At 73.2% G+C, this 26798-nt stretch carries 22 protein-coding genes; 10 read left to right on the top strand and 12 right to left on the bottom strand.

All coding sequences use genetic code 11. The annotated features are described in order from the left end of the window. Positions 1-210 precede the first annotated feature (210 nt). From MTP10_RS11595 to MTP10_RS11580, 4 genes are all read right to left on the bottom strand, one after another. Positions 211-2190, bottom strand: a complete 1980-nt coding sequence (locus tag MTP10_RS11595; RefSeq protein ID WP_310709087.1) for an amino acid transporter — start codon at positions 2188-2190, stop codon at positions 211-213. Between the two features lie 112 nt (positions 2191-2302). After that, positions 2303-4156, bottom strand: coding sequence for an ABC transporter ATP-binding protein (locus tag MTP10_RS11590; protein WP_310709086.1), 1854 nt, complete (start codon positions 4154-4156; stop codon positions 2303-2305). Beyond that, positions 4153-5988 (bottom strand): ABC transporter ATP-binding protein, encoded by a 1836-nt coding sequence (locus MTP10_RS11585; protein ID WP_310709085.1) that lies wholly within the window; start codon positions 5986-5988, stop codon positions 4153-4155. Before MTP10_RS11585 ends, MTP10_RS11590 begins: the two co-directional genes overlap by 4 nt. A gap of 3 nt (positions 5989-5991) precedes the next feature. After that, entirely contained in the window at positions 5992-8109 is a 2118-nt protein-coding gene (locus MTP10_RS11580; protein ID WP_310709084.1) for a TetM/TetW/TetO/TetS family tetracycline resistance ribosomal protection protein, read from the bottom strand. 198 nt (positions 8110-8307) lie between these two features. Here MTP10_RS11580 and MTP10_RS11575 point away from each other — a divergent pair, with 198 nt between their 5' ends. Then, positions 8308-8862: an O-acetyl-ADP-ribose deacetylase gene (locus tag MTP10_RS11575; protein ID WP_310709083.1), complete on the top strand. Its 555-nt coding sequence runs from the start codon at positions 8308-8310 to the stop codon at positions 8860-8862. 6 nt (positions 8863-8868) lie between these two features. Here the strand turns inward: MTP10_RS11575 and MTP10_RS11570 are convergent, their stop codons facing one another. The 3 genes from MTP10_RS11570 to MTP10_RS11560 are packed head-to-tail and all read right to left on the bottom strand — an operon-like array spanning position 8869 to position 11772. Next, entirely contained in the window at positions 8869-9465 is a 597-nt protein-coding gene (locus MTP10_RS11570; protein ID WP_310709082.1) for a hypothetical protein, read from the bottom strand. Beyond that, positions 9462-10619 carry an acyl-CoA dehydrogenase family protein gene (locus tag MTP10_RS11565; RefSeq protein ID WP_310709081.1) on the bottom strand — a complete coding sequence of 386 codons (1158 nt, stop codon included), beginning with the start codon at positions 10617-10619 and terminating at the stop codon, positions 9462-9464. Before MTP10_RS11565 ends, MTP10_RS11570 begins: the two co-directional genes overlap by 4 nt. A gap of 43 nt (positions 10620-10662) precedes the next feature. Continuing rightward, a complete protein-coding gene (locus MTP10_RS11560) occupies positions 10663-11772 on the bottom strand; it encodes a Xaa-Pro peptidase family protein (protein ID WP_310709080.1) in 1110 nt (369 codons plus the stop codon). Between the two features lie 143 nt (positions 11773-11915). Here MTP10_RS11560 and MTP10_RS11555 point away from each other — a divergent pair, with 143 nt between their 5' ends. From MTP10_RS11555 to MTP10_RS11520, 8 genes are all read left to right on the top strand, one after another. After that, the gene (locus MTP10_RS11555; protein WP_310709079.1) at positions 11916-13229 is read left to right on the top strand and encodes a SpoIIE family protein phosphatase; all 1314 of its coding nucleotides are present in this window, start codon (positions 11916-11918) and stop codon (positions 13227-13229) included. A gap of 270 nt (positions 13230-13499) precedes the next feature. Further along, a complete protein-coding gene (locus MTP10_RS11550) occupies positions 13500-14507 on the top strand; it encodes a LacI family DNA-binding transcriptional regulator (RefSeq protein WP_310709078.1) in 1008 nt (335 codons plus the stop codon). Further along, entirely contained in the window at positions 14500-15387 is an 888-nt protein-coding gene (locus MTP10_RS11545) for a ribokinase (RefSeq protein WP_310709077.1), read from the top strand. Before MTP10_RS11550 ends, MTP10_RS11545 begins: the two co-directional genes overlap by 8 nt. Next, positions 15377-15748 (top strand): D-ribose pyranase, encoded by a 372-nt coding sequence (rbsD, locus tag MTP10_RS11540; protein ID WP_310709076.1) that lies wholly within the window; start codon positions 15377-15379, stop codon positions 15746-15748. The genes MTP10_RS11545 and rbsD overlap by 11 nt, the downstream gene beginning before the upstream one ends. A gap of 12 nt (positions 15749-15760) precedes the next feature. Continuing rightward, positions 15761-16729 (top strand): sugar ABC transporter substrate-binding protein, encoded by a 969-nt coding sequence (locus tag MTP10_RS11535; RefSeq protein WP_310709075.1) that lies wholly within the window; start codon positions 15761-15763, stop codon positions 16727-16729. After that, positions 16726-18213, top strand: a complete 1488-nt coding sequence (locus MTP10_RS11530) for a sugar ABC transporter ATP-binding protein (protein ID WP_310709074.1) — start codon at positions 16726-16728, stop codon at positions 18211-18213. The genes MTP10_RS11535 and MTP10_RS11530 overlap by 4 nt, the downstream gene beginning before the upstream one ends. Further along, positions 18210-19208, top strand: a complete 999-nt coding sequence (locus MTP10_RS11525; protein ID WP_310709073.1) for an ABC transporter permease — start codon at positions 18210-18212, stop codon at positions 19206-19208. Before MTP10_RS11530 ends, MTP10_RS11525 begins: the two co-directional genes overlap by 4 nt. A 183-nt stretch (positions 19209-19391) precedes the next feature. Beyond that, the gene (locus MTP10_RS11520) at positions 19392-20285 is read left to right on the top strand and encodes a 5'-3' exonuclease (protein WP_310709072.1); all 894 of its coding nucleotides are present in this window, start codon (positions 19392-19394) and stop codon (positions 20283-20285) included. 132 nt (positions 20286-20417) lie between these two features. Here the strand turns inward: MTP10_RS11520 and MTP10_RS11515 are convergent, their stop codons facing one another. From MTP10_RS11515 to MTP10_RS11505, 3 genes are read right to left on the bottom strand one after another with little or no spacing between them, the layout of a single operon-like run. Next, positions 20418-21398 (bottom strand): NAD(P)-dependent alcohol dehydrogenase, encoded by a 981-nt coding sequence (locus MTP10_RS11515; RefSeq protein ID WP_310709071.1) that lies wholly within the window; start codon positions 21396-21398, stop codon positions 20418-20420. Beyond that, complete coding sequence (locus MTP10_RS11510; protein ID WP_310709070.1) at positions 21395-21628, bottom strand: helix-turn-helix transcriptional regulator; 234 nt, start codon at positions 21626-21628, stop codon at positions 21395-21397. The genes MTP10_RS11515 and MTP10_RS11510 overlap by 4 nt, the downstream gene beginning before the upstream one ends. Then, positions 21622-22050: a hypothetical protein gene (locus MTP10_RS11505; protein WP_310709069.1), complete on the bottom strand. Its 429-nt coding sequence runs from the start codon at positions 22048-22050 to the stop codon at positions 21622-21624. Before MTP10_RS11505 ends, MTP10_RS11510 begins: the two co-directional genes overlap by 7 nt. A 133-nt stretch (positions 22051-22183) precedes the next feature. Here MTP10_RS11505 and MTP10_RS11500 point away from each other — a divergent pair, with 133 nt between their 5' ends. Next, positions 22184-23608, top strand: a complete 1425-nt coding sequence (locus MTP10_RS11500) for an RNB domain-containing ribonuclease (RefSeq protein WP_310709068.1) — start codon at positions 22184-22186, stop codon at positions 23606-23608. Positions 23609-23677: 69 nt separating this feature from the next. Here the strand turns inward: MTP10_RS11500 and MTP10_RS11495 are convergent, their stop codons facing one another. Further along, positions 23678-23848 carry a hypothetical protein gene (locus tag MTP10_RS11495; RefSeq protein WP_310709067.1) on the bottom strand — a complete coding sequence of 57 codons (171 nt, stop codon included), beginning with the start codon at positions 23846-23848 and terminating at the stop codon, positions 23678-23680. 210 nt (positions 23849-24058) lie between these two features. Further along, positions 24059-26782: a DEAD/DEAH box helicase gene (locus tag MTP10_RS11490; protein WP_310709066.1), complete on the bottom strand. Its 2724-nt coding sequence runs from the start codon at positions 26780-26782 to the stop codon at positions 24059-24061. Between the last annotated feature and the right edge of the window lie 16 nt (positions 26783-26798).

Here is a 26798-nt window from a genome sequence, read left to right as displayed (position 1 = left end):
GATGCCTGTCAAGGCGTGAGAAGAGGTCGATCCACATGTCTGGCACCGGTCACCCTAGCAACGCCTCAAATTGCACTCAAGTCACCAACCGCATCAGTGATCAATATGTCATACCTTGGCGCGGCTGTCGTTACTGACGGGCGACCGGGATCGGTCAGGAAGCGTGTCACGCCTTTCCGGCCCACCCGTTAGCCGTCCTCCGGGGAGGGGTCAGCCCACGTGGACGACCGGGCGGCGGGCGGCGTCGGGCTCGGCCTGCCGCAGCACCTCGCGGGTCAGCGGCGGGATGTCGCCGCCGCCGAACACCAGGTAGCGCAGCAGCGCGCCGATCGGGTTGCCCTCGGCGGCCCAGTGGAAGTACACGTGCGGCATCTTGCCCGTCTGGTCGCGCAGGTAGAGCAGCAGGGCGGCGATGGCGTTGGCCACGGTCGGGCTCTCCATGCGCAGGATGCGGTAGCCGTGCCGCTCCTCCCCCACGACCCTGACCTCGCTGGCGAACTCCGAGGCGTCGGGCACCGTGACCTCCAGGAACAGGATGCCCTCGGAGGGCCGCAGCCGGTGCAGCTCCCAGGCCTCGCGGGCCTTGTCGACGTACTCCTTGCAGTCGCGGGCGTGCGGCTCGTTGGCGATGAGGCGCAGGTCGCCGGTCTCGTTGACGTACCGGCGGGCGAGGTCGTCCAGCGTGATCTCGGTGACGCGCAGCTCCGTGGATCGGGTGGCCCGCGACACGAGCGAGGTGATCACGATGCCCAGCACGAACAGCAGGGCGATGACCAGGCCGTCCGGCCGCTCGATGATGTTCGCCACGAGGGCGTACGCGAAGATCAGCGAGATGACACCGAACGGCACGGCGGCCTTGGTCCGGCGGCCGGTCCAGGCCGAGAGGGTGACGGCGACGGCGGCCGACAGGATGAGCGCGAGCACGCCGCTGGCGTAGGCGCCGCCCTGGGACTCGACGTCGGCGCCGAAGAAGATCGTGATGACGAACGAGATGGCGGTGAAGACCAGCACCATGGGCCGGGCGGCGCGCGACCAGTCGGGGGCCATGCCGTACCGGGGCAGGTAACGCGGCACGATGTTGAGCAGTCCCGCCAGGGCCGAGGCGCCGGCGAACCAGAGGATGGCGATGGTGCTGAGGTCGTAGGCGGTGCCGAACCAGTCGCCCAGGTACTCGTGCGCCAGGTACGCCAGCGCCCGCCCGTTGGCCGAGCCGCCCTCGGCGAACTCGTCGGCCGGGATGAGGACGGTCGTGGCGAAGCTGGAGGTGATGAGGAAGACGCTCATGATGACCGCCGCGGTGGTCAGCAGCTTGCGCGTGCCCTTGACCCGCTGCGCCAGGTCACCCCTGACCAGCGGCATCACGGCGACACCGGTCTCGAAGCCGGACAGGCCGAGGGCGAGCTTGGGCATCACGTACAGCGACACGGCGACCATGGCGACGGGGCTGGCGTAGTCGGTGGCCAGGAGGTTCTGCCAGTCGGTGACCTTGGCCGGGGCGGCGAGCACGTGCTGGACGGCGGTGGCCACGACGACGATGTTCAGCAGCAGGTAGACGGCCACCAGGACGACGGCGATGGAGATGGCCTCGCTGAACCCGGCGAGGAACACCCCGCCGAGCGCGGCGATCAGCAGCAGCGTCACGGGGACCTGCCAGCCGGCCAGGGCCGCGGGCACGAACGGGTTGTGCAGGATGTGCGCGGTGGCGTCGGCCGCCGACAGTGTGATCGTCACGATGAACGCCGTGGCGACGAAGCCGAGCAGGAACAGCACGAGCAGCTTGCCGCGCCAGCCGGGGAGCAGCCGTTCGAGCATGGACAGGGAGCCGAGCCCGTGGGGGCTCTGCTCGGCGACGGCCCGGTACGTCGGCAGGGCCCCGAACAGGGTGAGCGCCACCAGCAGCAGCGTGGCGATCGGGCTGAGCGCGCCGGCGGCGAGGGCGGCGATGCCCGGCTGGTAGCCGAGCGTGGAGAAGTAGTCGACGCCGGTGAGGCACATGACCTGCCACCAGGTGTGCTGGTGCTCGGGCGCCTCCTCGTGGTGCGGTCCGGTGGTGCGGGGGTCGGCGCGCTGCAGTCCCTTCAGCAGCCACTGGCGTACCTCTGAGCCGGCCGTACTGACCACGGTCTCCCCCTGTGCGACGCGCGTCCCGCCCTGGGACGCCTTCTTGCGGTGGACCACTGTGTCATGCACCCGGAAGCGTGCGTCAATCACCCCTTCCCGCAGTACGCCGGAAATGCCCCCGGGCGCGCGGTCGCCTCAGCCGGGTGCCCGCGCGCCGGCCTCCGTTCAGTCCGGCGCCCGCTCAGTCCGGCGCCCGCTCGCCGGCCTCCGTGATCCGCTCCTCCGCCCACAGCCGCCGCATCTCCGGGCAGCTCTCCAGCAGCCCGGCCAGCGGCCCGCGCCCGGCGACCCGGCCGCGGTCGAGGACGACGACCTCGTCGGCCCGTTCGAGGGCGACCCTCCGGTGCGACACCACCAGCAGCGTCGAGGGCCCGCTCCCGTCGCGGGCGGCCGTCGCGAGCCGCTCCCACAGCAGCTCCTCCGTCTCGACGTCCAGCGCGGACGACAGGTCGTCGAGGACGAGCAGGTCCGGAGCCCGTACGAGCGCGCGGGCGGCGGTCGCCCGCTGCACCTGGCCGCCGGACAGCCGCACGCCGCGCGGCCCGACCACGGTGTCCGGACCCTCCGGCATGGCGGCGAGGTCGTCCTCCAGCGCCGCGAGCCGCAGCGCCCGCTCCAGGCCGTCATCGGGGACGCCGAGCAGCACGTTCTCCCGCAGCGACGCCGAGAACAGCCGGGGCACCTGCCCGGCGTACGCGACCCGGCCGGGCACCAGGAACGTGCCGGGGTCGGCGACGGGCCGGCCGTTCCAGGTGATCGTCCCGGCGTCCACCGGCAGCAGCCCGAGCAGGGCCCGTATCAGCGTCGTCTTGCCCGCGCCCACGGCGCCGGTGACGACCGTGAACGAGCCGCGCCGCACCCGCAGGTCCACCCCCCGCAGCCCGGCGCCGTGCGGCCCGAGGCGGACGGTCAGGCCGCGCGCCTCCAGCACCTCCAGGGGGTCGCCGTGGCGCGGCGGCGGCACGGCGGCGGGCGGCTCGCGGTGGAACCACACGCCGGTGTCGCGCGCCAGGTCGCCGGCGTCCTCGTGCGGCGCCATGAGCGCGGTGAGGCGGCCGGTGGCGACGGTGGCGTGCGGCAGCCGGGCGAGGATTCCGCCGACGACGCGCGGCAACGCCGCCAGCCAGCCCGCGTAGCTGGTGAACAGCGCCAGGTCGCCCACCGTGAAACCGCCGCGGCGCATGGCCGGCGCGGCGAGCACCAGGACCAGGCCGACGCCGATCTCGACGGTCGCGTTCGTCACGCCCTCCAGCAGGTCGGTGGCCAGCCGGTCGCGGAGGGCGGCGTCGCGCCGCGCCCGGTTGCGCTCGCGCAGCCGCTCCAGGGCCGCCGCCTCCGCGCCCGCCACCTTGAGCGCGAGCACGCCGCCGAACATCTCCCCGACGTACGCGGTGACGTCCGCGCCGAGCGCCCGCGCCCGCTGGTGCAGACGCCGGACCCGGCGGCTCATCAGCCGGCCGGCGACCCCGATCACGACCATCGGCACCACCAGCGCCGCCGTGACGACGGGGTCGATCGCCGCCATGATCCCGAGCGCGGTCCCGCCGAACAGGATCGCCCCGGCCAGCGGCACCGCCTCGTCCACGAGCTCCACCAGGTCGCTCACGTCGTCCCGCAGCCTTGCGAGCGCGTCCCCCGGCGCGTACGGCAGCCTGGCCGCGGCCGGGCCCGGGGCGGTGAGGACCGAGCGGAGCAGGTTGGAGCGCAGCAGGGTGGCCGCCGCGTCCCACCAGTAGTCGCCGTACGTCCAGGCGACCACCATGGTCAGGCCCCGGGCCAGCTCCACGCCGACGAGCGCGGCGCACAGCCACAGCACCTGACCCGGCGCCGCGGCGGCCTGCCCGCTGATCCCGTCGAAGATCGCCTGGAGCGCCAGGCCGGTGCCCAGCGGCAGCACGCTGACCGGCATCCACAGCAACGCGCCCACCAGGAACCGGCGCAGGTCGAACCGCACCAGTCCCGCCACCACCGTCCACACGCCCGCCCCACGCCCGGAACGGCCCCTCGGGTCCACGTCACCTTCCGCGCGGCTCATCGGGTCACCCCCGCCAGCGTCAGCAGGCGCGCGAAGCGGCTGCCCGGGTCCGCCGCCAGCTCCTCGCGGCGGCCGTACTCGACGACCCGCCCGTGCGACATGACCGCGATCTTGTCGACCCGCGCCAGCGACGACAGCCGGTGCGCGACGATCACGCCCGTGCGGCCGGCGAGCAGCCGGTCCATGCCGCGCTCGACGCGCCGCTCGGTGGCGGGGTCCAGCCGGCTGGACGCCTCGTCGAGCACGACCAGCCCCGGATCGGCCAGGAACGCCCGCGCGAACGCCAGCAACTGCGCCTGCCCGGCCGAGACGCCCCGCAGCTCGGTGTCGAGCCCGTCGGGCAGCCCGGCCAGCCACTCGCCGAGCCCGGCGTCGGCCAGCGCCCGCCGTAACCGGTCGTCGCCGGGCGAGGGACGGAACAGGGTCAGGTTGTCGCGGACACTCGCGCCGAACAGCCGCACGTCCTGCGTGACCGCGCACACCCGCTCACGCAGGGAGGCGGCGTCCACGTCGCGCAGGTCGAGCCCGCCCACCCGCACGGCGCCCCGCACCGGGTCGTACAGGCGCAGCACGAGCCGCGTGATCGTGGTCTTGCCGCTCCCGGTGCGGCCGACCAGCCCGAGCGTCTCCCCCGGCGCCAGCGACAACGTGACGTCCACCAGCACCCGCTCCTCGGGGGCGTCGCGGGCGTCGTAGCCGAAGGCGACCGCGTCCAGCTCCAGCGCGAGCGGCCCGCTCGCGGGCAGCCGGCGCGGCCGGGCGGGCGCGGGCAGCGTGCGCCGCTCGGCCAGCAGGCCGCCGATGCGGGTGATCCCCGCCAGGGCGCCCTGGTAGTCGCGCAACCGGTCGATCAGCCGCTCGAACGGCGTACGCACCATCACCGTGCACTGGAACACCAGGACGGCGGTGCCGACCGTGAGCGTCCCGCTCGCCCGGGCCCACGCGGCCAGGGCCAGCATGAGCGCCGTCCCGGCGGCGAACGCGACCGACGTTCCCGCCAGCAGGCCGCTGCCGATCCGGTCGGCCCGGTGCTCGGCCCGGTACCAGACGGCGGCGGTGCCGAGGAAGCGGCTCACGACGTGCCCGCCCGCGCCGTTGGCGCGGATGTCCTCGGCTCCGGCCAGCCGCTCCTCCATCTCGCCGTACAGCCGCGCCTGGGCCGCTCTCGCCGCGGCGGCGGAGGGCACCGCCAGCCGCTGCGCGCGCGTCGTGCCGAACCCGACGAGCACGCAGTACGCGAGCAGGGCGGCGCCGAGGCGCGGGTCGGCGGCGAACACGACGGCGATCACCCCGGCCAGCAGCAGCCCGCCGGCCACGACGTCCATGAGGAACGCCACGACGAACCCCGACACGGCCACCACGTCGCCGTCCACCCGCTCGATCAGCTCGCCGGGCGTGTGCCTGCCGTGGAAGTCCATGTCGAGGCCGAGCGCGTGCCCGGCCAGGCGCTCACGGAGACGGTCGGTGCCGTCCCAGGCGAGCCGGCTCGCCAGCCAGGCGGCCGCCAGCCGGGCCGCCTGCCCCGCGACGGCCGCCGCGAGGGCGGCCAGCGCGATCAGCGTGAGCCGGCCGGTGCCCGCGCCGGCGATGGCGTCGTCGACGAAGCGGCGGGTGAGCTGGGGGCCCGCCAGCGGGAGCACGGTCATGGCGGCGACGGCCACGCCCAGCACCACGGCGGCCCGCCGTCCCGGCCACATGAGCCGCAGCACATCCCGCCGGACCTCCCGGCTCCGCCCCGGCCTCCGGTCCTGGGCGGCGCGTTCCGTGGTGCGGGGACGCCCGTCTTCGGTGGCATGCCGATCGTCCCGGTCCTGCCGGGTCTCGGAGGTCATCGGCTACACCCGCCGCGCGACGTGCAGGAGGTACTGCTCGCGGTCGAGCGGGTTCCGGCCGTCGCGCCGCCGGACGGGTGCGGGCCCTCGGACGGGCCGGTAGTGGTCGAAGGTGGTCTCCAGGACGCCCTCGCCCCGGGTCAGCCCCGGCAGCCGCCGTTCCAGCCGGTGGACCTCGGCGGCCGGGATGTCGCCCTCCAGCTCGTACCACGGGCCCCGTCGTGCCGTGTCGCCGTGAACGGCGCGCAGCCGGCCCAGGACGGCCGCGACCTGCCCGGCCGTGTCCGCCGGGACCTCCAGGTGGAAGCGGTGGACCGGCTCGCACACGACCGTCCCGGCCCGCCGCAGCGCGCTCATCAGCACCAGCGGCGTCAGGAGCCGGAAGTCGCGTGCCGTGGACATCGGCGAGATGTAGCCGGAGCGCGTCAGGGTGACCGCGCAGTCGACGACCTCCCAGCCGCGCAGACCCTGCCGGAGCGTCTCGCGCACCGTGCCGCCGATCGTCTCGGCCAGCTCGCCGACCGACTTGTACACGTACAGCGGGAGCGTGCCCAGCTCGGCCCGCACGCGGAAGGCGACGCCCGCGCCGGGCGGGACGGGCTCGACCCGCAGGCCGAGCGTGGCGACGAACGGGTTGCCGTCCTGGCCGAGGAGCTCCACGGCCTCGCCGGTGGCGGCGGGGCGCTCGACGCAGATGGTGGTGGTCTCGCGGAAGGTGACGTGCAGGCCGTACTCGGCGGCCAGCGTGTCCTGGACGACCTCCTTCTGCACCTCGCCGTAGAGGGAGATGGAGATCTCCTGCCGCTCGTCGTCCTGGCGCAGGCCGATGAGCGGGTCCTGCTCGGCGAGCTCGGTCAGGGCCGCGTGCAGCGCCGCCCTGTCGGCGCGACGGGCCGGCACGACGACGGTCTCCAGGCTGGGCGGCGCGAACCACCCGCGCCCGGGCGCCCGCACCGGCCGGGCGTGATCCACGGCGAGGGCCGGGGAAGCGCCCGGGGACGCGGCCGAGGGTTCGGCCTGGCGGATCTCGTCGCCGATCCGGATGCCGGTGAGGCCCCGCACCGTCCCGATCCGCCCGGCCGGGAGCGCCGCCCCCGGACCCGCCGCTCCCCGGTCGAACACGCGGATCGCCGTGACCCTGCCCTCCCGTTCACCCCCGACCTGGCCACCGCCGTCACCGGCACCCTCACCGGCACCTTCACCAGCGCCCTCGCCGGCACCTTCACCTGCGCCGGCGAGGGGGCCGAAGCGCACCCGGTCACGCACCCGCAGCGTCCCGGACAGCATCCGCACGTAGGCGGCCCTCTCCCCGGCCGGCCCCCGCTCGACCTTGAAGACGGTGCCCGACGCCGGGGCGTCCGGGTCGGGGTCGGCGGCCGGCAGCAGCTCCTCGACCCCGGCCAGCAGCGCTTCCACGCCCGCGCCGGTGATCGCCGACCCGAATAGCACCGGGTACGCCCGCGCCCGCCCCGTCTGGTCCGCGAGCGCGCGGCGCAGCCGGTCGTGGGTGAGGGCGGGCCCGCCGTCGAGGTAGGCGGCCAGCAGCGCGTCGTCCCGCTCGGCCAGCGCCTCGGCCAGGCCGGTCACGTAGGCGGCGTCACCGGGCCCGTACGGGACGAAGGCGGCGTCGCGCGTGCCGGCCCGGCGCACGGCGCCCAGCGGTACGACGTCCGGCGTCAGCCTCTCGGCGACGGCCCGCAGGACCCGCCCCGGATCGGCGCCCGAACGGTCGATCTTGTTGACGAAGATGATCGCGGGGATGCGCAGCCTGCGCAGCGTGCGCATGAGCACGCGGGTCTGCGCCTGCACCCCTTCGACGGCCGAGACGACCAGCACGGCGCCGTCGAGCACGCCGAGGGCCCGCTCCACCTCGGCGATGAAGTCCGGGTGGCCGGGCGTGTCGATCAGGTTGACCGTGACGCCGCCGACGGTGAACGACACGACGGCGGACTTGATGGTGATGCCGCGCCGGCGTTCCAGCGCGAGCGAGTCGGTCTGTGTGGTGCCGTCATCGACGCTGCCGACCTCGTCGATGACACCGGCGGCGTGCAGCAGCCGCTCGGTCAGGCTCGTCTTACCGGCGTCTACATGCGCCAGGATCCCCAGGTTGAGCGTACGCACGAAGCGTCATGTCCTTCACGTAGATGGAACCTCCTTGCCGAATGGACATGGACCTACGCCGCATCTCCGCCTCCTTGGTCTGTGGCCGGTTGGCCGGTTGGCCGGTTGGCCGGTGGCCTGTCGTCGCCGGGAGTACAGCAGACGGCCGGCCCGCCGCACAACCGAATAACCGGCGCCCGGTGCGGAAGACTCGGTGGCATGAGGATCACGCTCGTCCAGGGGGACATCACCAAGCAGCGGGTCGACGCCGTCGTCAACGCCGCGAACCCGTCGCTGCTCGGCGGAGGCGGCGTCGACGGGGCCATCCACCGGCGCGGCGGCCCGGCGATCCTGGCGGAGTGCCGGCGGCTGCGCGCCACCCACTACCCGGACGGGCTGCCGGTGGGCCGGGCGGTGGCCACCACGGCGGGCGAGCTGCCCGCCCGGTGGGTCATTCACACGGCCGGCCCCGTCCACTCCACCCGCGAGGACCGCTCGGCGCTGCTCGCCTCCTGCTACCGGGAGGCGCTGCGGGTGGCCGGCGAGCTGGGCGCCGCCACCGTGGCGCTGCCCGCCGTGTCGGCCGGCATCTACGGCTGGCCCGTGGACGACGCCGCCCGCATCGCGGTGACCACCGTCCGGGCCGCCGGCGCGGAGCTGGAGACGGCGGTGGAGACGGCGGTGGAGACGGCGCTGGAGGAGGTGCGGTTCGTGCTGTTCACGGCCGACGTCCACGCCGCCTTCGCCCGCGCCCTGAAGGACGCGGGCGGTTGACGGCGGTCAGCCGCCCGGGCCCACGTGGTTGTCCGGGGCGCCGTCGCCGGCCGTGGGGAGGTCGCCGCGGGGCACGGCCGTCGGCGGCGGCGCGGGCGTGCCGTCCCCGACGGCGGGGCGGGCCCCCGTCACGGCCTTCCGCAGCGCCTCCCGGCCGACCTGCGCCACCGGGGCGGTCAGCCGGATGTAGTGGTCGCCGCGGACCACGGTGTAGTCCTGGCGCGCCCCGTCCGTCCGGTACCAGCCGTCCCCGTCGCGCTCGCACCGCACCTGGCCGCCCTGCGCGCCGGTGCCGCCCGGACCGCTCGCCACGGGCGTGGTGGCGCACAGCGTGTCGCTGAACCCGCCCCGGTCGATCCGCAGCTGCACGGGCTCGCCCGAGCCGCCGTCGGCGCCGTAGTACGCGCCGTAGCCCTCCTCGCCGATCCCGCCCGCCGACTGCTCAAGCAGCCGGTACCCGTCCAGCTCGACGGCGTAGATCAGGTCAGGCGCCGCCCCGGAGGCGCGGGCCCGGTCGACGACCTCCTGGCTCAGCGCTCCCTGCGACCCGCACCCCGTCACGAGCCCCAGCCCCAGTCCCAGCAGCAGGACGACACCCTTCACGGGCCCGGCCGCTCTTGTGCGAGGGCGCGGCCGATGACGAGCCGCTGGATCTGGTTGGTGCCCTCGACGATCTGCAGCACCTTGGCCTCCCGCATGTACCGCTCGACCGGGAAGTCCTCGACGTAGCCGTACCCGCCGAGCACCTGCACCGCGTCCGTGGTGACCTTCATGCACGCGTCCGTCGCGAACAGCTTGGCCATCGCGGCCCGCGTCCCGTACGGCCGTCCGGCGTCGCGCAGCCGCGCGGCGTCGAGGTAGAGCGCCCGGGCGGCGGCGACCTGCGTGGCCATGTCGGCCAGCATGAACGAGACGCCCTGGAAGTCGACGATGCGGCTGCCGAACTGGCGGCGCTCGCGGGCGTAGGCGGAGGCGGCGTCGAGCGCGGCCTGGGCCACGCCGACCGCGCAGGCGGCGATGCCGAGCCGGCCGCCGTCGAGCGCCGCCATGGCGATGCGGAAGCCCTCGCCCTCGGCGCCGACCAGCGCGTCGTGCGGCAGCCGTACCCCGTCGAAGCGGACCTGCGCGGTCGGCGAGGACCGCATGCCCATCTTGTGCTCGGGCGTGCCGGACGACAGGCCCTCCGCGCCGGCCGGGACGTACAGGCAGGACACGCCGCGCGCGCCCGGCTCGCCGGTTCGGGCCATGAGCAGGTAGAAGTCGGCGACGCCGCCGTGGGTGATCCACGCCTTGACGCCGTCGACGGTGTAGCCGTCGGGGCCGGGCACGGCCCGCGTGGTCAGGGCGGCGGCGTCGGAGCCCGACTGGGGCTCCGACAGGCAGTACGCGCCGAGCAGGTCGCCGCCGAGCATGCCGGGCAGCAGGCCGGCCTTCTGCTCCTCGCTGCCGTAGGCGGCGACGGGGAAGCACGACAGGGTGTGGACGGAGGTGCCGAGGCCCACGGAAAGCCAGCCGGCCGCCAGCTCCTCGACGACCTGGAGGTAGACCTCCTGCGGCTGGGCCGCGCCGCCGTACTCCTCGGGGTAGGGCAGGCCGAGCAGCCCGGCGGCGCCCAAGGTGGCGAACACCTCGCGCGGGAACCGCCCGGCCGCCTCGTCGGCCGCCGCCCGGGGCGCGACCTCCTTGGCGACCAGCTCACGGGTCAGCTGGATCAGGTCGTGCGCCTCGGGGGTGGGCAGGGCACGCTCAACAGTCATCGGCAGATACTCCTTGTGAGAGTGTACGTGCCCTGAATTCTGCCTAAATGATCACCAATTCACGAGAGGTGAGGTTCAGCCGTTCTCCGCCGTTCTCTCCGCAGACGACGATGTCCTCGATGCGGGCTCCGTGGCGGCCGGGCAGGTAGATGCCAGGCTCGACGGAGAAGGCGAAGCCGGGCTCCATCGGCTCGGCGTTGCCGGAGACGATGTAGGGCTCCTCGTGCGTCTCGATGCCGATGCCGTGCCCGGTGCGGTGCACGAAGTACTCGCCGTACCCGGCCTCGGCGATGAGGTCGCGGGCGGCGGCGTCGATCGACTCGCACGGCACGCCGGGCCGCACGGCGGCGCAGGCGGCCTCCTGCGCCTGGCGCAGCACCTCGTAGTACGCGGCGAACTCGGCGGGCGGCTCGCCCACGCTGTAGGTGCGGGTGGAGTCGGAGCAGTAACCGTTGTGCAGCTGGCCGCCGATGTCGACCACGACCGGCTCGCCCGGCTGGATGACGCGGTCAGACACCTCGTGGTGCGGGCTGGCGCCGTTCGGGCCGGAGGCGACGATGACGAAGTCGACCGTGGAGTGCCCGGCCGCGAGGATCGCCTCGGCGATGTCGCGGCCCACCTCGCGCTCGGTGCGGCCGGCGCGCAGCAGCTCCGGCACCTGCCGGTGCACGGAGTCGATGGCCTCGCCGGCCTCGCGCAGCGCGGCCACCTCGACGGGCGACTTGCGCATCCGCAGCTCACGCAGCACGCTGCCGGCCAGCACCTGCCGCGCGTCCGGCAGCACGTCGCGGAAGCGCAGCGACGACATGGCCCACATCCGGTCCGCGAGCCCGACCGTCGCCACCGGCCCGAGCCGGTCGGCGGCGATCCGGTACGGGTCGTCGGTCTCGTCCCACGCCACGAACTCCAGCCCGAGCCGCGAGGCGGGTGACGCCTCGGCGGCGGGCAGCTCCAGGCGGGGCACCAGCATGTACGCCTCGCCGGAGGCGGGCACGACCAGGCAGGTGAGCCGCTCCAGCGGCTTGGCGTCGTACCCGCTCACGTACCGCAGGTCGGGGCCCGGGGTGAGCAGGAGCGCGTCGATGCCGGCCTTGGCGGTGGCCTCCTGGACGGCGGCCAGGCGGGACACGGGATACAGATCTGAGGACGTCACGGCCCCAAATCTACTCCTGACGCCACCTCCTAAAATCCGCGAAAAGGTCTTACAAGACGCCAGGCCATCGCTACCCTTCGCGCACGTCCGACCGCATAGTGTGAGGCGAATGTCCGGTTCCACTGCATTCGAGGGTGTGTCTCATGGTCGACGTCATCACCGGCGGGCCGGGGCAGCGACGGCGGCCAGGAAGTGCCGCCGGGGCGCCGTACCAGGTGTCCGCCGAGCGGGAGCTGCTGGCCGTCCGGCTGGCGCACGCCCAGCGGCTGGGCAACATGGGATGGGCCGAGTGGGATCTGCGCACCGGGGCGAGCGCCTGGTCGGACCAGGTGTACGTGATCTTCGGTCGCGACCCGGCCGAGGGGCCCGCGGACCTGCCGGAGCTGGCCTGCCTGGTGGAGCCGGACGACCTGCGGCTGCTGGAGCAGCTCCTGCTGACCGTGGTGCACGAGGCGGAGCCGGCGCAGGCGGAGCTGCGCATCAGGCGCGGCGGTGAGCTGCGCAACCTCCGCGTCGTCCTGGAGCCCCTGCTGTCCTCGGGCCGCGCGCCGGACCCGGACCGCGCACCGGACTCAGGACGCGCACCGGACTCGGGCCGCGCCACGGTGGCGGTGCGGGGCGTGCACGCCGTCTTCCAGGACATCACCGGCCGCCGCCGCGCCGAGCGCATCATGTCGGAGTCGCGCCGCCAGCTCCTGGAGGCCCGCGTCAAGGCCGCCGAGGAGCGGCACGTGATGCTGGCCCTGCGCGAGGCGATCCTGCCCGACCCGGTCGGCTGCCTGGACCTGCCGCCCACCCGCATCGCCGTGCGGTACGTGCCGGCGGAGAAGACGGCGAGCCTCGGCGGCGACTGGTTCGAGGCGGCGCCGCTGCCCGACGGGCGGGTGCTGCTCGCGATCGGCGACGTGTCGGGGCACGGCCTGCCCGCGATCGCCCACATGGCGCAGCTCCGCCACGCGCTGGTCGGGCTGACGATGACCGGCGAGCCCGCGAACGGCCTGCTGGCCCTGCTGAACGACCTGGTGATCCACCGCCTGGAGGGCACCACCGCCACGGCCGTCATCGGCCATCTGGACGCCTCGGCGCGGGTGTTCAGCTGGGCGCGGGCCGGCAACCTGGAGCCCATCCTGGTGCGCGACGGCACCGCCCGCCGGCTCGAACAGGCCAGGGGCGTGCTGCTCGGGGCCGCCTGCGACCAGTCGTACCATCTGGCGAGCATCGAGCTGCGCGAGGGCGACCTGCTGCTGATGTTCACCGACGGGCTGGTCGAGCGGCGCAACCGCGGCATCGACGAGGGCCTGGCGCTGGTCCTGGCGGCCGCCTCCCGCCTGCGGGGCGACGACCTGCACAGTGGCCTGGACGCCGCGCTGGACCGGCTGCTGGACGAGATCGGCGGGCCGAACCCCGAGGACGACGCCTGCCTGCTCGCCGTCGGCATCCAGAACCGCCCTGGCTGATCACGGATGATGCCGGGTTTGCTGGGTGCCGAGCGGTACGGGCTGGAGGGGGCCTTCCGACCACCGCGACCGATGACCCTGAGGGGCGACGGCAATGTGCGGCATCGGCGGGGCGGCGCACAAGCCCGGACCGCCATTCGTGACTGTCCTGAAATCTGGCGATAACGCCTTCATAACGTCGCATCTACACGTGTTGCTTGTTGCGGAATTCTGGCCGAATACTGCATCAACACGAGTAGATGGGACTTACGAGTGGTCACACGCCGCGATGTGGCACGGCTGGCCGGCACCTCAGAGGCCGTGGTCAGTTACGTGCTCAACAACGGGCCGAGGAACGTCGCCCCGCACACCCGGGAACGGGTGCTGCGCGCGATCGACGAGCTCGGCTACCGGCCGAACGCCGTGGCCCGCTCGCTGCGCACCAACCGCACGCACACGATCGGGCTCGTCGTCCCTGACAACGCCAACCCCTTCTTCGCCGAGCTGGCCCGCGAGATCGAGGAGGTCGCGTTCCAGCATGGCCTGACGCTGCTGCTCGGCAACGCGATGGACGACGACGATCGCGAGGCCGCCTACGTGCGGACCCTGATCGACCGCCAGGTGGACGGGTTGATATTGATTCCCGCCCACGGCCCGCGCGCCTGGCGGTCCCAGCTGGCCGCGTCCGGGGTGCCGTGCATCGTGCTCGACCGCGAGCTCGACGACACCCCGGCCAGCCACCTGCTTCTCGACAACGAGGGCGGCGGGCACGAGGCGACCGGCCACCTGCTGGCGCACGGACAGCGGCGCATCGGCTGCGTGGCGGGGCCGAAGGACATCCACCCGACCGTCGACCGTGTCGCCGGCTGGGCGCGGGCGCTGACCGAAGCAGGTATCGACCCGGCCTCGATGCCGCTGGCCCACGGCCCGTACGGGCGCAGGCAGGGTTACCTCAGCGGCCGCCGGCTCCTGTCGCAGGAGGACCGGCCCACCGCGCTCTTCGTGACCAGCGACGAGCAGGCGATCGGCGTCATGCGCGCCGCGGCCGAGCTGGGGCTGAGCGTGCCCGGCGACGTCGCGCTGTGCTCGATCGACGGCATCGCCGCCTCGTCCTACACCGTGCCCGCGCTCACCACCATGCGCCAGCCGATCGAGGAGCTGGGCAGGCGCGCGGTGGAGCTGCTGGCGGCACGGATCGGCGACTCACCGGGTGACGAGCGCGTGGTCCTGTCCGCCACGCTGATCAGGCGCGGCTCCTGCGGCTGCCCCGACCCCGCGGGCGGGGTGGACGATGCGTGAGCTTGAGCTGGTCGTCGTCGGCAGCCTCAACATGGATCTCACGGTCCCCGTGACGCGTCTGCCGGGCAGGGGCGAGACGGTCGCGGGCGCCGCCCTGGTGCGAGCCGCCGGGGGCAAGGGCGCCAACCAGGCGGTGGCCGCCGCCCGGCTGGGCGCGCGGGTGCGCCTGGTGGGCCAGGTCGGCGACGACGCGCTGGGTCATGACCTGCTCGCCGCCGTGGCGGGCGAGGGCGTGGACGTCTCAGGCGTACGGCAGGTGCCCGCCGGCACCGGGCTGGCGATGATCGTCGTCGAGGACGGCGGCGAGAACATGATCACTGTCTCCAGGGGCGCCAACGGGCTCTTCCACCTCACCGAGCTCGACCTGGACCTCCCCGGCGCCGACGCGCTCCTGCTGCAGTTGGAGATCCCGGTCGCCGCCTGTCTCGCCGCCGCCCGGCAGGCCAGGGCGCACGGCGTGCCGGTGATCCTCAACGCCGCGCCGTACACGCAGGGCCTGGACGAGCTGCTCGCCCAGGTGGACCTGCTGATCGTCAACGAGAGCGAGGCCGCCGCCCTGTGCGGCGGCACCGATCCCGCCGAACTGCTCGCGCTCGGGCCACGTGCCGCGGTGGTGACGCTGGGCCGGCGCGGGGCGCGCGGCCAGGACGCCTACGGCGCCTGCCAGATGCCGTCCTTCCAGGTGTCCGTGGTCGACGCGGTCGGCGCGGGCGACACGTTCTGCGCACAGCTCGCGCTCGCCCACGCGGGCGGTCTGCCTCTCGCCCAGGCGGTACGGCGGGCCTGCGCGGCCGGCGCGCTGGCCACCACCGCCCATGGCGCCCAGACCGCCATGCCCACCGCCGGCGAGGTGGAAAGGCTGCTCGCCCATGCGTCATGAGGGCCTCTGGCATCCCCGCCTGCTGCACATCCTGTCCGCGGCGGGACACACGGACCTCATCGTGGTGGCCGACCCCGGCCTCCCCGTCCCGCCCGGCGTCGAGACGGTCGACCTCGTCTGGCGCAGGGGCGAACCCGCCCTCCTGCCCGTACTCGAAGCGGTGCTCGGCGAGCTCGTCGTCGAGACCGCCTACCTGGCCGAGGAGTCGCCGCGCGGCTTCCTCGACGGCCTGCTGACACGTACAGAACGCATCCCTCACACCCGGCTCAAGGAGCTCACCGGCCGGGCCCGCGCGGTCGTGCGAACCGGTGAGGCGACGCCGTACGCGAACGTCGTCCTCCAAGCGGGCGTTCCCTTCTGAAGGAGATACCAGATGAACAAGAAGATCGTCGCCGTGGCCGGTCTGGCCCTCGCGCTCACCGCCTGCGGCAAGGAGGGCGGCACCGCCGCCGAGCCGGCGGCCGCCCCCAAGCCGGGCGAGAAGCCGGGCGTCTGCCTGGTGATGAAGTCGCTGGCCAACGAATTCTTCCAGCAGATGCAGAAAGGCGCGGAAGAGCACGCGGCCAAGCGCGGCGACCTCACGCTCAGCGTCGTCGGCATCCAGAACGAGACCGACATCGACAACCAGGTCGCCGCCGTCGAGAAGTGCGTCACCCAGCAGGCCAAGGCTGTCGTGATCGCCCCTGCCGACTCCCGCGCGCTGATCGCGCCGCTCAAGCGGGCCGTCGACGCGGGTGTGAAGGTCGTCAACATCGACGTCCAGCTCGAAGAGGGCGCGTTGAAGGCCGCCGGCATCGGCGACAAGATTCCCTTCGTCGGGCCCGACAACCGCGAGGGCGCCAAGCAGTCCGGCATGGAGCTGGTCAAGGCCGTCGGCAAGGACGCCGAGGTCGTCATCCTGGAAGGCAACCCCGGCGCGGCCAACGCCGCCCAGCGCAAGGCCGGCTTCGAGGACGCGATCAAGGAGGGCGGGCTGAAGCTCGTCGACTCCAAGACCGCGCACTGGGAGACCAACGAGGCGCACACCGTCTTCAGCAACATGCTCACCGCCCACCCGAACATCAAGGGCGTGCTCGCCGGCAACGACAACATGGCGCTCGGCGCCCTGAAGGCGATCGAGGAGCAGGGCAAGAAGGGCCAGATCAAGGTCGCCTCGTTCGACAACATCCCGGCCGTCGCCCAGTACGTCAAGGACGGCACCGTCGTGGCGACCCTCGACCAGTACGGCGCGCAGCAGGCAGCCAACGGCATCGACTACGCCATGAAGATGATCGCCGGCGAGAACTTCAGCGGCTGGCAGAAGAGCGAGATCAAGCTCATCACCAAGGACAACGTCGGATGATGACGGTCAGCGGTCTCGTCAAGCGCTTCCCCGGTGTGGTGGCGCTCGACGGGGTCGATCTCGACATCCGCGCGGGCGAGATCCACGCCCTCGTGGGGGAGAACGGCGCGGGCAAGTCCACGCTGGTCAAGGCCCTGGCCGGGATCCACGCGCCGGACGGCGGCACGATGACCTTCGACGGCGCGCCGTACACCCCCGCCGGCGCAGCCGACGGTCTGGCCGCCGGGATCTCGGTGGTCCACCAGGAGTTGGCGCTGCTGCCGTACCTCACTGTCGCGGAGAACCTGTTCCTGCGTGAGCTGCCGCGCACGGCGGGCGTCGTCGACAGGAAGCGGCTGCGCGCGGACGCCGCGCGGCTGCTGGCCGAGGTCGGCCTTGACGTCGCGCCGGACACACCGGTCGAGCGGCTCGGCATCGCGCAGATGCAGCTCGTGGAGATCGCCAAGGCGATCTCCACCGACTGCAAGCTGCTCATCATGGACGAGCCGACCGCCACGCTCACCTCGCGCGAGGCCGGACGCCTGTTCGGCATCCTGCGGGCGCTGCGCGAGCGCGGCGTGGCCATCGTGTACATCTCCCACCACCTGCAGGAGGTGCTGGAGCTGGCCGACCGGGTCACCGTGCTGCGCAACGGGCGCAGCATCGAGACCCGCGAGATGGCCGGGGTGACCGCGCCCGACCTGGTCAGGCTGATGGTGGGACGTGAGCTGGCGCAGGAGTACCCGGTCAAGCCGCCGACCGCCCCGGGCGAGGTGGCGATCGAGGTGCGCGACCTCAAGGTCATGGGCTTCGAGGGGCCGCTCTCCTTCTCGGTACGCCGCGGCGAGGTCGTGGGTCTCGCCGGGCTGGTCGGCTCCGGCCGTACCGAGGCGATGCGCGCGATCTTCGGCGCCGACCCAGCAATGTCCGGAAATATCGAGCTTTACGGCAAGAAGGTGCACATCAGGCACCCCAAGGACGCGGTGCGGCACGGCATCAGCCTGCTCACCGAGGACCGCAAATCGCAGGGCCTGGTCCTCGACCTGCCGATCAGCGCCAACGTCACCCTCGCCAAGCTGCGCGGGTTCCTGGTGCGCTTCGGCCGGGAACGCTCCCTCGCCGAGAACCTCGGGCAACGTCTGCACCTGCGCTCCGCGGGCGTCGGCCAGCACGTACGCACTTTGTCGGGCGGCAACCAGCAGAAGGTCGTGCTGGCCAAGTGGCTCAACGCCGGATCCGACATCCTGATCGTGGACGAGCCCACCCGCGGCATCGACGTCGGCGCCAAGTACGAGATCCACGAGCTGCTGCTCGGCCTGGCCGCGGAAGGCAAGGCCCTGCTCGTCGTCTCCTCGGACCTGCCGGAGCTGATGGGCATCTGCGACCGCATCCTGGTCTTCTCCCGCGGCAGGATCGCCGGAGAGGTCACCAGGGCGGACTACGACGCCGAGCACATCCTCACGCTCGCCTACTCGGGCTACCTCAAGAACGGTGAAACACAATGATCAAACGGCTCGTGCTCGGCGAGGCCGGCATCGGTGTCGCCCTGGTGCTGCTCGCGGGCTTCTTCGTCATCGCGGCACCGAGCTTCGCGACCGAGCAGAACCTGCGCAACATCATGACCCAGATCACCCTGAACACCGTGCTCGCCGTGGGCATGACGTTCGTGATCCTGGTCGGCGGCATCGACCTGTCGGTCGGCTCGGCGATGGCGCTGTGCGCGGTCGTGTCGGGCACCATGATGGCCGGATCCGGCTCCGCCTTGACGCTGCTCGGCGCGATCCTGGTGAGCGTGCTCGTCGGCGCCGCGGTCGGCTGGATCAACGGGTTCGTGTCAGAACAGTGGCGGGTGCCGTCGTTCATCGTCACCCTGGCCATGCTCAACATCGCCCGCGGCGCCGCGGAGCGGTACACCGACGCGGCCACCATCTACAACCTGCCCGCCGCGCTCAACGACTTCGGCGCCATCACGTTGCTGGGCATCCCCGCGGTGTTCTGGGTCGCGCTGCTGCTGGTCGGAGTCGGCTGGTTCGTGCTGTCGCGCACGGTCTTCGGGCGGCTGATCTACGCCACCGGCAACAACGAGGAGGCCGTCCGCCTGTCCGGCCACAAGACCTCCCGCATCAAGATCGCCGCCTTCATGATCGCCGGACTGACCGTGGGCATCGCGGCCATCCTGTACATGGCCAGGCTCAACATCGCCAGCCCGATCCTCGGCCAGGGCTACGAGCTCAACGCCATCGCCGCCGTGGTCATCGGCGGAGCCAGTCTGATGGGCGGGCGCGGCTCGATGGCCGGCACGTTCCTCGGGGCATGTCTGCTCGGCGTGCTCACCAACGGACTGCTGCTCATGGGCGTCTCCGACTTCGAACGGCAGATCATCACCGGGCTGGTGATCCTGGTCGCCGTGGTGCTGGACGCCTACCGGCTCCGTCTGGCCCGCAGGCTGGCCGTCACCCAACCCGCGAAGGCACCCACACCGGTGACGGTCCCCTCCTGACCCGCCGACTGATCCGGCAGGTTCTGGCGGCATGAGGGCGTGGACCGCGGCGAAGGCCAGGAGCGGGGCGGCGGTCCGCGGTGGACCCCTGAACAGGGCTGAGCCGACGGTCGAGCGGGGCGGCGCGTCCCGGTCCCGGGGGCGGGACTTGTCGCACCCGGGTGCCACCATGGGGGAGTGCTGATGCTGCTGGACACTCCGTCGCTGTACTTCCGCGCCTTCTACGGCGTGCCGGACTCGGTCACCGCGCCCGACGGCATGCCCGTCAACGCGGTGCGCGGCCTCATCGACATGATCGCCACGCTGGTCCGGGCCCACTCCCCCACCCGGATGGCGGCCACCATGGACGCCGACTGGCGTCCCGCGTTCCGCGTCGAGGCGATCCCGACGTACAAGGCGCACCGCGTGGCCCAGGGGGACGAGGAAGAGGTCCCCGACACGCTGGTGCCGCAGATCCCGGTCATCGAGCAGGTGCTGGACGCGGTCGGCATCGCCCGGCTGGAGTGCCCCGGCTACGAGGCGGACGACGTCATCGGCACGCTCACCCACCGGGAGGACGGGCCGGTCGACATCGTGACCGGCGACCGCGACCTGTTCCAGCTCGTCGACGACTCCCGCCCGGTGCGGGTCCTCTACACCGCCCGCGGCATCCGCAACCTGCAGATCGTGGACGAGGAGTTCGTGACCGGCAAGTACGGCATCCCGGGCCGCGCCTACGCCGACTTCGCGACCCTGCGCGGTGACCCCAGCGACGGCCTGCCGGGCGTGGCCGGCGTCGGCGAGAAGACGGCCGCCTCGCTCGTCACGCGCTTCGGCTCGCTGGAGGCGTTGCTCGCGGCGCTCGACGCGGGCGTCACCGACGGCTTCCCCGCGGGCAGCCGCACCCGGCTGGCCGCCGCCCGCGACTACCTGCGCGTCGCCCCGGCCGTGGTCGAGGTCGCCCCGGACGCGCCGCTGCCCGAGGCCGATCTCACGCTCCCGGCCAAGCCGCGCGACCCCGAGGCCCTCGTACGCCTGGCGGACCGTTACGGCCTGGACAGCCCGCTGAACCGCCTCCTCGACGCCCTGCCCGGCTGAGTCACCCCTTACCCGGCTGAGCGGCACTGACGGGCTGAGGGGCACTGACGGGTTGAAGGCACTGACGGGCTGAGCGGCTCCGGACGGGCTGAACGGCTCTCCGGACGGCTGAGACGCCCCGGGCGGGCAGGCTCACACGGTGACGACGATCTTGCCTGTGGGGTGGCCCTCCGCGAGGTGGCGGATCGCCTCGGGCGTCTCGGCGAGAGGGTAGGCGCGGCCGACCACCGGCCTGACCGCGCCCGACTCGATGAGCCGGTCCAGCTGCGCGAGGTCCTCGGCGCCCTCCCTGGCGGTGTGGCCGCGCAGCCGCTGTCTCGTGGTGATCTGCACCAGCGGTCTCCACAGGAGCGCGCGCGTGTACCCGCCGAGCGGGCCGGGCGCGTCGTGCCCGCCGCCGGCGAGCACCAGCGTGCCGCGTGGCGTCAGCGCGCGCCGCAGCAGCGACAGTGGCCTGCATCCCGCGACATCGATGATCACGTCGTGCCGGGGCCCGTCGCGGTCGACCTCGTCGCGGGTGTAGTCGATGACGTCGTCCGCCCCCAACGAACGGACGAGGTCGGCCTTGCCGGGGCCGCACACGGCGGTGACGGTCGCGCCGAGCGCCTTGGCGATCTGCACGGCGAACGTGCCGATGCCGCCTCCCGCGCCGGTGACCATCACGCGCTGTCCGGGCCGCACGCGGCCGGTGTCACGGACGGCCTGGAACGCGGTCGTCCCCGACACGGGCACCACCGCGGCCTCCTCGAACGACAGCCCCGCCGGCTTGCGCGCCAGCAGCCGCTCGGGCGCCGCCGCGTACTCGGCGTACGAGCCGCTCTCGCAGGTGCCGTGCACCTCGTCGCCGGGCCGGAACCGGGTCACGCGGGCGCCGACGACCTCCACCACCCCGGCGAGGTCCCGGCCGCGCACGGGCACCCTGGGCCGGCGCAGACCGAACCCCATGAGCCGCACGGCCGGCGGCCGGCCGGTCATGACGATCCACACGCCCGGGTCCACGCCGGCGGCGCGCACCCGCACGAGCACCTCGTCGCCGCCGATCCGCGGCTGCTCGACGTCCCGTAACCGGAGCACCTCCGCCGGGCCGTACACGTCCTGGACGATCGCCTTCATGACGCCTCCTCGGGTGGGCCGGGATACTGGAACACCTCGTCGAGCGGGACGCCGAACACCCGGGCGATCCGGAAGGCCATCTCCAGGGACGGCGAGTACCTGCCCTGCTCGATGGCGATGACGGTCTGCCGGGTGACGCCGATGCGCTCGGCGAGCTCCGCCTGGGTCATCTCGCCGTGCGCGAAGCGCAGGGCGCGGATGCTGTTCGTCACATGGGTGGGCTTCACCACTGCGGCATGCTCCTGCGGTACACGACGATCTTCGTGAGGCCGCCGAGGACGGACGACAGCGCGAAGCACAGGTAGACCGCGTTGGCGATCCAGAACCGCTCCCAGCCGGCCATCGCCATCAGCATCGCGGCGACGGCGCCGATGACGACGAACGACTGGCCGGTGTGCTCGCCGAGCCGCCCGATCTCCCTGTCGCGCACGTCGCTGGCCCGCGACGCCCCAGGCGTCACGACCGCCATGACGATCTCGGCCGCGATCGAGGCCGCGATGGCCCCGCCGACCGACCACAGCAGCGCGGCCGCGTAGGGCACCTCGGCCAGCGGGCGCCCTCCGGCACGGCCCGTGACGGTGACCACGTACGCCGTGTACGCCACCACGGAGACGACCAGGCGGATCCACGCGCGTTTCTCCTCGTGCGTCATGACATGCCTCCTGTGATGTACAGAATCTTTGACATCTCGAATGTAGCGAATCTTTGACGTCATGTACAGAAGATTTGACATCGCACGGGGCCGGACGCCGGTGGCGTGGGGGGCGCGCGGTAGGTTGATCGGCGTGTCGAAGACGAGCATTCAGGTCCCAGGCGACGTCCCCGCCCGCCTGGAGGACGGATTCGGACGCATCAGGCGCGAGGCCGAGCTGCCCGACGGGTTCCCCCGGGCGGTGCTCGACGAGGCCGACTGGGTGGCCGAGGCGCCCCGGGTCTCCGGCGAGGACCTGACCGAGCTGCCGTTCGTCACCATCGACCCGCCCGGCGCCATGGACCTCGACCAGGCCGTCCACCTGGAGCGGCTGGCCGGCGGCTACCGGGTGTGGTACGCGATCGCCGACGTCGGCTCGTTCGTCCGGCCCGGCGGGGCCGTCGACACCGAGGCCCGCGTCCGCGGCGAGACCGTCTACCTGCCCACCGGCAGGGTCCCGCTCCATCCGCCGGTCCTGTCGGAGGGCGCGGCCAGCCTGCTGCCCGGCGCCACCCGCCCGGCGGCGGTGTGGCGGATCGACCTCGACGCCGACGGCCGCACGCTGGGCGCCGACGTGCGGCGGGCCCTGGTGCGCAGCCGCGAGCGGCTCGACTACGCCTACGTCCAGGCCGCGGTGGAGACCGGCACGGCCGACGGCACCCTCGGTCTGCTGGCCGAGATCGGCCCGCTGCGGCTGGAGCTGGAGCGCGAACGCGGCGGCGTCACCCTGCCCACCCCCGAGCAGGAGGTGGTGGCCGCCGACAGCGGCTACCGGCTGGAATACCGCGTGCCTCTGCCCGCCGAGGCGTGGAACGCCCAGATCTCCCTCCTCACCGGCATGGCCGCGGCCACCATGATGCTCGACGCGGAGATCGGCGTGCTGCGCGTCCTGCCGCCGCCCCAGCCCGGCGATCTCGCCAAGGTGCGCCGGATGGCGGCGGCGCTGGGTGTCGGCTGGGCCGAGGACGCCACGTACGGGGAGGTCGTGCACGGCCTGGACCCCAAGAGCCCGCAGCAGGCGGCGTTCCTGCACGAGTCGCGGGTGCTGCTGCGCGGCTCCGGCTACGTCGCCTTCGACGGCGCCCCTCCCCCGATGGCCGACCACGCGGCGGTCGGGGCGCCGTACGCGCACGTGACGGCGCCGCTGCGGCGCCTGGTCGACCGGTACGCCACCGAGGTGTGCCTGGCGGTCGCGGCGGGCGAGCCGGTGCCCGAGGACGTCGCGCAGGCCCTGCCGGAGCTGCCGCCGATCATGTCGGCGTCGAGCCGGCGCAGCGGCGGGGTGGACCGGGCCTGCGTGGATCTGGTGGAGGCGTTCCTGCTGCGCGACAGCATCGGCGAGGCGTTCGAGGCCGCGGTGATCGACGTGACGGCGGACGGCCGGGGCGGGCAGGTCCAGCTCGTGGAGCCGGCGGTGGTCGCCCGCTGCGACGGCGCCCTGCCCCTCGGCGAGAACGTCACGGTCCGCCTCGTCCAGGCCGACCCCGCCACCCGCGAGGTCCGCTTCACCCTGGCATGAGCCTGCGCTCGGCCCCGGGCACGGCCGTGGCCGCGCCCGGGTGGACGGGCGCGGCCACGGAGGCGCGGGTCACTTCTTGAGGACGTTCCAGCCCGCCCCCACCCCCATCAGGTGCAGGGCGACGGCGAGGAGCCCGGCGAGCCCGAGCGTGGTGACCGTCAGCACGCCGCCCACGGACAGGCCGGCGAGGGCGAAGATCAGGGCGAGCAGGAAGAACAGGGCTGCGACGAGGGCGAACATGCCAACCTCCGGTGGTCCGGCGGACGCCGGGGTTCCGTGCCGGGGGCGGGCCTCAGCGCGGTGCGTCCGAAGCGTGACGGGCTTTCCGACATGGGGATGTCCGCCAGGTTCGGGCAGGAAACTGGCGCGGTGGTGACGATGCGTAGACCACCGATGACAACACCTTGACCGGGCGGTCAGTCCGGGCTCGGCCGGCCGAGCCCGGACCCGCTAGCTGAGGGAGGAGTAGGCCACCACGCCGCGCCGCATGCCGTCGATCGCCTTGGACGCCGTCTGCTTGATCTTGCTGTCCGGCGGCGCGGCGTTGCCGAGCTGGCCGAGCAGGTCCATCAGCTGCTTGATCCACCGGACGAAGTCGCCGGCCGCGAGCTCGTTGCCGTTGATGCCGTCCATGAGGACCGCGTCCAGGGTGTGCCCCTTGGTCCACCGGAAAGCCGCCCACGCGAATCCCAGGTCGGGCTCGCGGATCGTGTCGAGGCCGTGATCGGACTCGATGCCCTCCAGCTCCGCCCACAGCCGCACCATCGCCGTCAGCGCGTCCTGGGCCCGCCCCGCCGGGATCCTGGGACGGCGGGCGTCGTCGGCCTGCCGCGACTCGAACACCAGCGCCGACACGCACGCCGCCAGCTCCGCCGGCTCCAGCTTCTCCCACAGCCCGCTGCGCAGGCACTCGGCCGTCAGCAGGTCCAGCTCGGTGTAGAGGCGGCCGAGGCGGCGGCCCTCGTCGGTGACGGTCTCGTCCTCCAGGTAGCCGAGCTGCTCCAGCACCGCGCAGATGCGGTCGAACGTGCGCGAGATGACGTGGGAGCGGCCCTCGACGCGCCGCCGCAGCCCCTCGGTCTCACGCAGCAGCTTGTAGTAGCGCTCGGCCCAGCGGGCGTGGTCCTCGCGCTCGTCGCAGCCGTGGCACGGGTGCTGCCGGATGCGCCGCCGCAGCTCGTTGATCTCCTCGTCCTCCACCGCGTGATCGCGCGCCCTCGCCGGCTTGCCGAGGTCACGGTCGCCGATCTTGGCGAGCAGCGTGGAGATGAGGTTGGCGCGCTCCTTGGGGGCGCGGGCGTTGAAGTTCTTCGGGATGCGCAGCTTCTCGATCGGCTCGACCGGGACCGGGAAGTCGGCCGGGTCGAGCTTCTTGACCTGCTTGCCGATCGTCAGCACCAGCGGGCTCGGGCCGGTGCCCCGGGGGTTGCGGCCGGGGTCGAGGACGATCGCCAGGCCCGCCCGGCGCCCGCCGGGCACCCGGATCACGTCGCCCGGCTGCAGCGCCTCCAGCGAGCGCACGGCCGCCGCCCGCCGCGCCGCGCCGCGCTGGCGCGACAGCTCGGCCTCCCGGTCGGACAGGCGCCGCCGCAGCCCCGCGTACTCGGTGAAGTCGCCCAGGTGGCACGTCATGGCCTCCTGGTAGCCCTCCAGCGCCTCCTCGTGCTTGCGCAGCTGCTTGGCCAGGCCGACGACCGCCCGGTCCGCCTGGAACTGCGCGAACGACTCCTCCAGCAGCGTGCGGGCCCGCTCGCGGCCGAACTGGCCGACGAGGTTGACGGCCATGTTGTACGAGGGCTGGAAGCTGGAGCGCAGCGGGTAGGTACGGGTGCCGGCCAGGCCGGCCACCGACAGCGGGTCCATGCCGAGCTGCCACAGCACCACGGCGTGGCCCTCGACGTCGATGCCGCGCCGTCCGGCCCGGCCGGTGAGCTGGGTGTACTCGCCGGGCGTGAGATCGGCGTGCGTCTCGCCGTTCCACTTGTCGAGCTTCTCGATCACCACGGTGCGCGCCGGCATGTTGATGCCCAGCGCCAGCGTCTCGGTGGCGAACACGGCCTTGACCAGGCCACGGGTGAACAGCTCCTCGACGACCTCCTTGAAGGCCGGCAGCATGCCCGCGTGGTGGGCGGCCAGCCCCCGCTCCAGGCAGTCACGCCATTCCAGGTAGCCGAGCACGGCCAGGTCCTCGTCGGGCAGGTGCGCGGTGCGCTCGTCGACGAGCTGGCGGATCTCGTGCCGCTCCCGCTCGGTGGTGAGCCGGATCCCCGCGTACAGGCACTGCGCGACGGCCGCGTCGCAGCCGGCCCGGGAGAAGATGAACGTGATCGCCGGCAGCAGCCCCTCGGCGTCGAGCTTCTCGATCACCTGGGCGCGGTCCGGCGGCCGCGAGCGCTGCGGCCGGCCGTAGCCGCGCCTGCCGCGGCCCGCGCCGAGCCGCTCGGCGTCGCGGGTGACCCGCATGAGCGTCGGGTTGATGCGGGGCACGTCGTCGTCGGTCATGAACATGTCGTAGATGCGGTTGCCGACCATCATGTGCTGCCACAGCGGCACCGGCCGGTGCTCGTCGACGATGACCGTGGTCTCGCCGCGCACCTCGCCCATCCACTCGCCGAACTCCTCGGCGTTGCTGACCGTCGCCGACAGCGCGACCAGCCGCACCGACTCGGGCAGGTGGATGATGACCTCCTCCCACACCGCGCCCCGGAACCGGTCGGCGAGGTAGTGGACCTCGTCCATCACCACGAACCCCAGCCCGGCCAGCGTCGCCGACCCGGCGTAGAGCATGTTGCGCAGCACCTCGGTGGTCATGACCACGATCGGGGCTTCGCCGTTGACGCTGTTGTCGCCGGTCAGCAGGCCCACCTTGGCGGTGCCGTAGCGCTTGACCAGGTCGTTGTACTTCTGGTTGGACAGCGCCTTGATGGGGGTGGTGTAGAAGCACTTCTGCCCCTGCTCCAGGGCGAGGTGGACGGCGAACTCGCCGACGACCGTCTTGCCCGAGCCGGTGGGGGCGGCCACCAGAACGCCGTCGCCCGCCTCCAGGGCCCGGCAGGCGTCGATCTGGAAGGGGTCGAGCTCGAAGTCGTAGAGACCCCGGAACGATCTCAGAGCGGCCCCGTCGTCTCCGAACCTCTCGCGGAAGGCCGCGTACCGTTCCGCTGGCGTCGTCATGACGTCAGCCTACCGA

The organism is Nonomuraea sp. 3-1Str, from assembly GCF_031570565.1.
GTDB lineage: Bacteria > Actinomycetota > Actinomycetes > Streptosporangiales > Streptosporangiaceae > Nonomuraea.
The sequence above is the reverse complement of the archived record's forward strand: the minus strand, read 5'-3'. Positions and strand labels throughout refer to the sequence as shown.

Bases quoted from the DNA above. Each gene is read 5' to 3' on its own strand.
- MTP10_RS11590 (WP_310709086.1), bottom strand. From the start codon at position 4,156: ATGAGCCGCGCGGAAGGTGACGTGGACCCGAGGGGCCGTTCCGGGCGT.
- MTP10_RS11585 (WP_310709085.1), bottom strand. From the start codon at position 5,988: ATGACCTCCGAGACCCGGCAGGACCGGGACGATCGGCATGCCACCGAA.
- MTP10_RS11575 (WP_310709083.1), top strand. From the start codon at position 8,308: ATGAGGATCACGCTCGTCCAGGGGGACATCACCAAGCAGCGGGTCGAC.
- MTP10_RS11565 (WP_310709081.1), bottom strand. From the start codon at position 10,619: ATGACTGTTGAGCGTGCCCTGCCCACCCCCGAGGCGCACGACCTGATC.
- MTP10_RS11555 (WP_310709079.1), top strand. From the start codon at position 11,916: ATGGTCGACGTCATCACCGGCGGGCCGGGGCAGCGACGGCGGCCAGGA.
- MTP10_RS11545 (WP_310709077.1), top strand. From the start codon at position 14,500: ATGCGTGAGCTTGAGCTGGTCGTCGTCGGCAGCCTCAACATGGATCTC.
- rbsD (WP_310709076.1), top strand. From the start codon at position 15,377: ATGCGTCATGAGGGCCTCTGGCATCCCCGCCTGCTGCACATCCTGTCC.
- MTP10_RS11535 (WP_310709075.1), top strand. From the start codon at position 15,761: ATGAACAAGAAGATCGTCGCCGTGGCCGGTCTGGCCCTCGCGCTCACC.
- MTP10_RS11530 (WP_310709074.1), top strand. From the start codon at position 16,726: ATGATGACGGTCAGCGGTCTCGTCAAGCGCTTCCCCGGTGTGGTGGCG.
- MTP10_RS11525 (WP_310709073.1), top strand. From the start codon at position 18,210: ATGATCAAACGGCTCGTGCTCGGCGAGGCCGGCATCGGTGTCGCCCTG.
- MTP10_RS11520 (WP_310709072.1), top strand. From the start codon at position 19,392: ATGCTGCTGGACACTCCGTCGCTGTACTTCCGCGCCTTCTACGGCGTG.
- MTP10_RS11515 (WP_310709071.1), bottom strand. From the start codon at position 21,398: ATGAAGGCGATCGTCCAGGACGTGTACGGCCCGGCGGAGGTGCTCCGG.
- MTP10_RS11505 (WP_310709069.1), bottom strand. From the start codon at position 22,050: ATGACGCACGAGGAGAAACGCGCGTGGATCCGCCTGGTCGTCTCCGTG.
- MTP10_RS11495 (WP_310709067.1), bottom strand. From the start codon at position 23,848: ATGTTCGCCCTCGTCGCAGCCCTGTTCTTCCTGCTCGCCCTGATCTTC.
- MTP10_RS11490 (WP_310709066.1), bottom strand. From the start codon at position 26,782: ATGACGACGCCAGCGGAACGGTACGCGGCCTTCCGCGAGAGGTTCGGA.